Origin of the sequence: Microcystis sp. M049S2 (assembly GCF_020245625.1) — a bacterium.
GTDB lineage: Bacteria > Cyanobacteriota > Cyanobacteriia > Cyanobacteriales > Microcystaceae > Microcystis > Microcystis ichthyoblabe_A.
This window is the reverse complement of sequence record NZ_JADBUN010000168.1, coordinates 40506-47796: the sequence shown is the minus strand read 5'-3', so window position 1 is coordinate 47796 and position 7291 is coordinate 40506. Positions and strand designations below refer to the sequence as shown.

Annotated in this window: 6 protein-coding genes; 4 read left to right on the top strand and 2 right to left on the bottom strand. The window is 48.4% G+C overall.

The features are described 5' to 3' along the window. Positions 1-264: 264 nt before the first annotated feature. Positions 265-2418: a polyribonucleotide nucleotidyltransferase gene (locus IM496_RS14890; protein ID WP_194018380.1), complete on the bottom strand. Its 2154-nt coding sequence runs from the start codon at positions 2416-2418 to the stop codon at positions 265-267. 560 nt (positions 2419-2978) lie between these two features. Here IM496_RS14890 and prfA point away from each other — a divergent pair. Then, positions 2979-4079 carry a peptide chain release factor 1 gene (prfA, locus tag IM496_RS14885; protein ID WP_194018438.1) on the top strand — a complete coding sequence of 367 codons (1101 nt, stop codon included), beginning with the start codon at positions 2979-2981 and terminating at the stop codon, positions 4077-4079. A 175-nt stretch (positions 4080-4254) separates the two neighbouring features. On the opposite strand, the gene IM496_RS14880 is transcribed toward prfA, so the two are convergent. Further along, positions 4255-5430, bottom strand: a complete 1176-nt coding sequence (locus IM496_RS14880) for a transaldolase (protein WP_287662398.1) — start codon at positions 5428-5430, stop codon at positions 4255-4257. 209 nt (positions 5431-5639) lie between these two features. Between IM496_RS14880 and rpmI the strand changes: the two genes are divergently transcribed. The 3 genes from rpmI to IM496_RS14865 are packed head-to-tail and all read left to right on the top strand — an operon-like array spanning position 5640 to position 7192. Then, complete coding sequence (gene rpmI / locus IM496_RS14875; protein ID WP_002781071.1) at positions 5640-5843, top strand: 50S ribosomal protein L35; 204 nt, start codon at positions 5640-5642, stop codon at positions 5841-5843. A 31-nt stretch (positions 5844-5874) separates the two neighbouring features. Further along, positions 5875-6222 (top strand): 50S ribosomal protein L20, encoded by a 348-nt coding sequence (rplT, locus tag IM496_RS14870; protein WP_046661759.1) that lies wholly within the window; start codon positions 5875-5877, stop codon positions 6220-6222. A 13-nt stretch (positions 6223-6235) separates the two neighbouring features. Further along, on the top strand, positions 6236-7192 hold the full coding sequence (locus IM496_RS14865; RefSeq protein WP_002772048.1) for a PhoH family protein: 957 nt from the start codon (positions 6236-6238) through the stop codon (positions 7190-7192). The last annotated feature ends 99 nt before the right edge of the window (positions 7193-7291 follow it).

Below are 7291 nucleotides of genomic sequence, written 5' to 3'. Positions count from 1 at the left end.
TGAGGTGGCCAATTACCTAATTTTTAGGGAAAAAGTCCCGGAATTTTCCCCCTGATCACTCCCATACCTGGTACTTTTTGATTGACAAAAAGTCTAAAAGTCTTACCCAACAAGGTTTTTAGATTTATTCAGCAAACCCTATCTAGGGAAAATACCGGGATAGAGGCGTTTTTTTTACGTCTCTATTGCTGTTTTTAGGCAATTTTAGCGATAAAAAAACTCTCGATCGAGCGATCGAGGGTTAACCATGAACAGAAAATTTACCTAGACTACAGTAGCAGCTTTACGGGCAGCGGCGGCCTCATCGGGATGAATACCGAGACGGGTGAGATTGAGACGACCTTTACTATCGATCTCGCGTACCTTGACTAACACCTCATCCCCCACGGCCACTTCATCTTCGACCTTACCGACGCGTCCCTCGGCCAATTGGGAAATATGGATCATTCCCTCTTTCCCCGGCAAAACTTCCACAAAAGCACCGATTTGGATAATGCGAGTCACGCGACCGAGATAAACCTCCCCCTCATTGAGTTTGCGGGTCATATTGTAAATCAGTCGTTTAGCTTTTTCGGCCTGTTCCCCATCGGTAGAGGAAATGGTGACAGTCCCATCGTCATCGATATCGATTTTCGTGCCGGTCTGTTCAGTAATCCCTTTAACCGTCTTACCACCCGGCCCGATGACTAACCCGATCAGATCCGGATCGATCTTGATCGTCAATAACCGGGGTGCGTGGGGAGATAATTCTGTGCGGGGTTTTTCTAGGGTTGCTAACATCTTCTCTAGGATATGTTTGCGGGCCGGTAAAGCTTGTTCGATCGCCTTGGCCACCACTTCCATGCTTAAACCGGGGATTTTCATATCCATCTGGAGAGCGGTGATGCCGGAATCAGTGCCAGCCACCTTAAAGTCCATATCTCCCAGAAAATCCTCGATACCTTGGATATCGGTCAAAATACGCACTTCTTCCCCTTCTTTAATTAAACCCATGGCCGCACCGCTAACGGGTTTTTTCAGGGGAACACCGGCATCCATCAGCGCTAGGGTAGAACCGCACACGGAACCCATGGAGGTGGAACCATTAGAAGAGAGGACTTCCGACACCACCCGCAGCACATAGGGAAATTCCTCCTGGGGGGGGAGGACAGGCACGATCGCCCTTTCCGCTAAAGCACCGTGACCGATTTCTCGACGGCCGGGAGAGCGCATGGGACGGGTTTCACCGACGGAAAAGGGTGGGAAATTGTAGTGATGAAGATAGCGTTTTTCATCTTCGGGATGGAGATCGTCCCCTAAATCCTGAGCATCCCCGGGGGTGCCAAGGGTGGCGATCGAAAGCACTTGGGTTAAACCGCGATTAAACAAACCGCTACCGTGAACCCGACGGGGTAAAACTCCTACCCGGCAAGAAATCGGCCGTACTTCGTCCAGTTGGCGACCATCAACCCGCACCCCATCCTCGATAATTTGGGCGCGCATCAGTTTTTTGGTCAGATCCTTAAAGAGATTACCGATTAACTTCGGTTCTTCCAGCGTTGGAGATTTTAAGGGATCTTCATCGGGGAGAGCGGTTATAGTTTCCTTGATCCGATTTTCGATCGCCTCTAATTTCTCATCCCGTTCGGTTTTGCTGAGGGTAAACTGGCAGAGAATCTGTTTAATTTCCTCTTTAGCTTGCTCTTTCAGGAAATTCTGCACGGTTTCGTTTACTACCGGCGCTTCTCGGGTGACGAGGGGAATACCCAACTGATCGATCAATTCCCGTTGAGCGGTGATCAGGTCGCGCACTGCTTCATAACCAAAATCGATCGCCTCAATAATATCCCGTTCCGGTAACTGATTGGCTCCCGCTTCGATCATCACCACCCCTTCAGGACTACCCGCCACCACTAAATCCAATTCTCCGTTATGGATTTCCTTGTAGGTGGGATTGATGATAAATTCATCCCCCAGTAAACCGACGCGCACCGCTGCCATCGGTCCTTGGAAGGGAATACCTGCCAACAAAACCGCCACAGAAGCCCCGGTAACGGCCAAAACATCCGGGGGTACCTCCTCATCCATTGAGAGGGTCGTAGCGACCACCTGAATATCATCCCGCATCCAATTGGGGAAGAGGGGCCGCAGGGGGCGATCAATCAAACGACCGGTCAGAATTGCTTTTTCCGGGGGACGACCTTCACGACGCAAAAATCCTCCCGGGATGCGCCCGGCGGCGTATAATCTTTCTTCGTAATCAACGGTTAAGGGCAGGAAATCTACTCCTTCTCTGGCTTTGGCTGTGGTTGCTGTCACTAAAACCGCCGTTTCTCCCGATTGGATCAGAACACTACCGCCAGCTTGGGGGGCTAAAAGCCCTATTTTTAGTCGAATATCCCTGCCATCAAAGGATATTGACTTGTCAAACTCTTCCATGTAAAGCTATATTCCTTTCTTTCACTTTTCTCTGTGCTGTCGCCATCCTAGCATTTTTTGTCCCCCTTTCCGACAGGTTTAGTATTCAGTGATCAGTTATCAGTGATCAGTTATCAGTGATCAGTGATCAGTTATCAGCTATCAGCTTTTTTCTCCCTGCTTCCATCTCCGATCTCCCCACTTCCCCAATTTCCCACACCCCACACCCCACTACCCCACTTCCCCAATTTCCCACACCCCACACCCCTGCTTTTAAACAGGATTTAACATGACTTGCTCAAACCAGCCAAAAAATGATAGCTTCAGATATAGGAATAATCTGGTTAAGAAAAAAATGTCTTCCCTTGCCGCTTGCTGGCCCAAAAATATTTCTAAGTATTAGCAAAACTGACTTACTGTCAGCAGTTGAGCGGGATTTTTCCTAGCTCGCAGAACTCCAGACAAAGAAAATTAAGAAAATTAAAAGGATTGCGTCTCTATTATCTGTTAGACGCTTCTAATCCAGAGAATTTGCGGGTTATCTTCCAATTAACCCCGTTTAACCCTATTTATTATCGATCATGGCTGAAAGTTATTTACTAGACAAACTGCAATCTGTTGAACAGACCTACAAAGAATTAACCCGTCGTCTAGCGGATCCCGATGTCACCAGTAATCCGGGTGAATTGCATCGTCTGGCCAAATCCCGCGCTTCCCTAGAGGAAACGGTCAACACCTACGAAATTTGGCAAAAAAGTCAAGAGGATTTAATCGGTGCGAAACAAATCTTCAAAGAATCCGCCAGCGATCCCGAACTACGGGAAATCGCCGCCCTAGAAGTGGCAGAATTAGAGGCAAAAATCGCCTCTTTGGAAGACCAATTAACCATTCTGCTGCTGCCCCGGGATCCCCTCGATGAAAAGAATATCATGCTGGAAATTCGCGCCGGGACCGGAGGTGATGAGGCCAGTATTTGGGCGGGGGATTTAGTGCGTTTGTACTCAAAATATGCCGAAACTCAAAACTGGAAAGTTAGCCTTTTGAGTGAATCTCCGGCGGATATGGGGGGATTTAAAGAGGCAATTTTAGAGATTAAAGGCGATAACGTCTATAGTAAGCTGAAATTTGAGGCGGGAGTCCATCGGGTGCAGCGGGTTCCTCTGACGGAAGCGAGTGGTCGCGTCCACACTTCCACCGCTACCGTGGCGATTATGCCGGAAGTGGACGATGTGGAAGTGCATATCGATCCCAAGGATATTGAGTTAACCACGGCTAGATCTGGGGGAGCAGGCGGTCAAAATGTCAATAAAGTGGAAACTGCCGTCGATTTAATCCATAAACCCACGGGAATCCGGGTTTTCTGCACCGAGGAGCGATCGCAATTGCAAAACCGGGAACGAGCTATGCAGATTCTCCGGGCGAAACTGTACGATATGAAGTTACAGGAACAACAGGAAGCGGTCAGTTCCATGCGACGCTCTCAGGTGGGAACCGGTTCGCGTTCGGAAAAAATTCGCACCTATAACTATAAGGATAATCGTCTCACCGATCATCGCTTAAATCAGAATTTTTCCCTCGATCGCATTTTAGACGGCGCCATCGAAGAGGTGATCCAATCCTGTATCGCCAAGGATCAACAGGGAAAACTGGCCGAATTAGCCGCTGCCCAAGAGACAGCTTAATCAGGAGACAGGAGGCAGGGGATAGGGTTATAGGGTTATAGGGTTATAGGGTTTTGGGGTGATAGGGTGATGGGACAGCTTCCCCACTTCCCCACTCCCCCACACCCCACTTCCCCACTGGTGGGGGTGAGTGCGGGTGGGGACTGATGCTGGTTAGTTCAACGCACGACTAATTCTATGCTTCCACTAAACGAAAAGCCGCACCCAAACCGACAGCGATCTCATCGGGAGAAATTTTACCATCATGGTTAATATCGATCGCATCGAATACCGCATCGGTTCCCGCCCATTCTTCCCGGGTGATGAAACCATCCCCATCATGATCATAGACTCGGAAAATATCTTCGGCGGCGTGTTCTAGGGTTGACTGACCTTCCAACTGGGTTAAACGTTGAATCAGCAATTGTTCCAATAATTCTAAAGCTTTGGTAAAACCTTGAATACCTTCCGCTAGTTTTTCAGAAGCCATGGCATCTTCGGCGTGCATTTTCTCAAAAGTCACTTGATCCATGGCAATTTTGACAATATCAAGGGTTGCGGCCTGATCTGGATCGAGCTTACGGGGTAAATCGGCTTCTGTCTCTTGCAATTGTTCGAGAAGTTTCGGAGAAATGGTTAAAAGATCACAGCCGGCTAACTCGCAAATTTCGCCGATATTGCGGAAACTTGCCCCCATAACTTCGGTTTTATAGCCAAACTTTTTATAGTAGTTATAGATCTGGGTAACGGATTGGACACCGGGATCTTCAGCGCCAACGTAGTCTTTACCAGTTTCTTTTTTATACCAATCGAGAATGCGACCGACAAAGGGAGAAATTAAGGTGACTCCCGCCTCCGCACAGGCGATCGCCTGATGGAAACCGAATAATAGGGTTAAATTACAGTGAATTCCCTCTTTTTCGAGGACTTCTGCGGCTTTAATCCCTTCCCACGTCGAGGCAATTTTAATTAAGACTCTTTCTCTAGAGATACCCGCTTGTTCATACTGGGAAATGAGATAACGGGCCTTGTCGATGGTAGCTTGGGTATCGTAGGAAAGACGGGCATCTACTTCGGTGGAGACGCGGCCGGGGACGATTTGCAGGATTTGTAGGCCAAAACCGATCGCTAGGCGATCAAAAGCTAATGTGGCCACATCTTCTGGGGTGGCCTGCTGCCCTAATTCTTTTCTGGCCGCTTGCAGGGTTTGATCGACAATCGGCTGATATTGGGGCATTTGGGCCGCAGCCGTAATCAGGGAGGGGTTAGTGGTGGTATCTTGGGGGGTAAAAGCTTCGATCGCTTGGATATCGCCGGTATCGGCAACAACCACTGTAAATTGGCGTAATTGTTCTAGTAGGGTTTTAGCCATAACTTCTCCAGATGCGTGTTAACGCAAGACTTTATCTGGATCTTAGCGATTCGATCGAGAGGAAGGGGAAAATTCCCGATTGATTTAATTCCCAAGCACAGACCTGGCCAAAGTAAGGATGAGCCGGGGAATCTTTTGGCGACTCCTTGCCCAAAGTCCTTTATTTGTGATAGTATTAGTGATTGTGTCGATTTAATAAAACGGAGTTTATGCCCAAGCTAAAAACGCGAAAGGCGGCGGCCAAACGATTCGAGGCCACGGGAAGCGGCAAAAAAATCAAACGTCGCAAAGCCTTCAAAAATCACCTACTCGATCATAAAAGTGCCGAACGCAAACGCCGTCGTTTGTCCCAGATTACCCTGGTACACGAGCGCGACGAGAAGGAAGTGCGCTTAATGTTGCCCTATTTGTAAATTTTCCAGAAAAATCGTCTAAAGGATTATCATGTCTAGAGTAAAACGGGGGAATGTCGCCCGCAAGCGACGCAAAAAAATTCTCAAATTAGCCAAAGGTTTTCGCGGTTCTCACTCGCGCTTATTCCGTACAGCTAACCAACAGGTAATGAAGGCGTTGCGGAATGCCTATAGAGACCGTCGCAAACGGAAACGCGATTTTCGTCGTCTTTGGATTACCCGCATTAACGCCGCTGCTCGTCAACAGGGCATCAGTTATAGCCAACTGACCGGACAATTAAAGAAAGCTAATATCCTCCTCAATCGGAAAATGTTGGCCCAATTAGCCGTCCTCGATCCCGTCGCTTTTGCTAAAGTGGTAGAAACAGCCAAAGGATAATTTAGCCCCAAGCATGACGGAAACTTGGCAAACGATTCAATTCCCCAGTTCAGAAAGTGCGATCGCTTTAGCGGGTCATCAAGAAGCTAACCTCAAATTGATAGCCAGGCAAACTGGGGCGAATTTAGTCCTCAGAGGCATGGAATTGCGGATTGCGGGGCAACCGACCCCGGTGGAGCGTGCCACAGCGATTGTGCGCTCCTTAAGTATTTTATGGCAAGAGGCCAAGTTAATCGCCGAAGCCGATATTATGACCGCTATCCATGCCCTCGATACGGGGCGTTCTAGCGAGTATAAAGAACTACAGCAGGATATTCTCGCTCGTACCCGTCGCGGGGAGCTAATTCGGGCGAAAACCTTCCGTCAGCGTCAATATATCCAAGCGATTCAAAGTCACGATATCACCTTTTGTATTGGACCTGCTGGCACGGGGAAAACCTTTTTAGCCGCCGTTTTAGCAGTACAAGCTCTATTAGAAGATAAAGTAGAACGGATTATCCTCACCCGGCCGGCCGTGGAAGCGGGGGAAAAATTAGGCTTTCTCCCGGGGGATTTACAGCAAAAAGTCGATCCTTTTTTGCGTCCCCTCTACGATGCTTTATACGAATTTATCGAAGCGGCCAAAATTCCCGACCTGATGGAACGGGGTAAAATCGAAATCGCTCCCTTAGCTTATATGCGGGGACGAACCCTAGCTAATGCTTTTGTTATCGTTGATGAGGCCCAAAATACCACCCCAGCACAGTTAAAAATGGTCTTAACTCGCTTGGGATTCGGTTCGCGCATGGTAGTAACCGGAGATGTCACCCAAACCGATTTACCGCAACAACAGGAATCGGGGTTAATTGCCGCTCAAAAAATCCTCAAATCAGTAGAAGGGATTGCTTTTTGTTACCTATCCCGGGCCGATGTGGTGCGTCATCCCTTAGTACAAAAAATCGTCTCAGCCTACGAACAGCACGAAAAATAACAGATTGTTGAGATAGTCCCACATCTACCATTGGGTTAGAAGTCATTATTGAGGAGACAGAATTCAGGAGTCAGCTTTTTTCTCCCCTCTCCCCACTAC